Below are 1380 nucleotides of genomic sequence, written 5' to 3'. Positions count from 1 at the left end.
CAATAGTTTGTTCAAAAAATATAAATAATCAAGCGGCCATTGTGCCGAAATTCAATAGTTCTTTGACATGCTGATGATTTTTGATTGAGTTCGGGTTAATGGCGAACAGCCTGAAAAATCGGGACAACATTAAGCTGTTGTGAAATAGCACTTTGTATGTTGCCATTGAAAATGAGTTTTCCCGAGTATCGGGATTGCTTAATTGCATGACCTTGGCAATATTCACCGTGGTCAAGGCGGTATTGAAATGAAAGTAAAGCTTATTTCCACTTCTTGCCTGCGAGTTTTCGAGTCCTGAAAATTGCTTTGCATCGCGGAATCCAAATTCTATTTGGAAGCGGGTGTGATAAATGTCGATCACATCAATGGGGGCTTGCATGGTATCGGTTGAAAACAAAAGACGGTAGATTGTTTTTCCTTTTATCAGGAATTCTTCGACAACCAATAAAATGTTTCTACCAAGAGCTTTGGAATACACAATGGCAGAGTATGCCGTTATTCCTTTGTTGTTTTCAACCGGGGTGAAGTGTTCGGGATTTAAGTTGGTAACATCAACCTTTCCCCCATATTTTGCTGGCCGACCTCTTTTGCCGGTTTTGGGCTGTATTGAAAGGTACGACAGGTCTGCGTCTTCGCGGAGTTTGCTTACCAGATGAAGGGAACATTCCAGAATCTTATCGACAAAGTTTCTCTTGGAGAAATAAGCATCTGCAACCACATATTGGGTAATAGAACTGATCTGTTCCAAATGTTTTTTGATTACAGCCGCATACCAGTCAGTTAAGGAGAGTTCATTATCCTGCAGGCACGCTGTCGGAGGCGTTTGGACTGCTTCCAAATGGAAACTTAACCTGGTGTCTGCATCAATTACAGAAAGCCCGAGGATTTCGATTCCCCGCAGTGCCCTTCCGGCGCACCCCGACCAAAAGTATCCGATCCCGGGGGTTTGCTTACCTGATTTATGGATGAAGCTGGGGTCGAAGGCTACAGCATTGCGATTGCCAATCCATGGCATTGCCAAGGCTTTATTAAAGCCAAAGAAGTCAAACCCCTGCTCGAACTGGCGACGGAAGCGTTGTTCTCCAAAAAGGCTGTAACGCCCTAACTGGAGGAAGTTAATTCGTGAAGGAATACTTAGGTATAGCATGAAAATCTCAATCATAAAATCTCGTCTGCATTTATTGAGCTTTATTTTGGAAACAGATAAAGCGTCAAGAACAATTTTTGAATATAAATCATAAATCGCAGGGGTGGACATAATTAAAGTAATTAACTGGTAATTAATACTTTAAAGATACAGATTCCTGCGGTTTTAAACTAATAAATAATGGTTATTTTGCTGACAATCAGATAAATAACTAAGTTTTAACCGAAGTATTG

General features: G+C 41.0%; 1 protein-coding gene. It reads right to left on the bottom strand.

Annotated features, from left to right (window positions below; genetic code table 11):
• Window positions 1-28 precede the first annotated feature (28 nt).
• Entirely contained in the window at window positions 29-1162 is a 1134-nt protein-coding gene (locus GR929_RS21725) for a transposase (protein ID WP_201301094.1), read from the bottom strand.
• Window positions 1163-1380: the final 218 nt, after the last annotated feature.

The organism is Sunxiuqinia indica (assembly GCF_009847015.1).
In the GTDB taxonomy this organism is placed as follows: domain Bacteria; phylum Bacteroidota; class Bacteroidia; order Bacteroidales; family Prolixibacteraceae; genus Sunxiuqinia; species Sunxiuqinia indica.
This window is presented reverse-complemented; position numbering and strand designations above follow the sequence as displayed.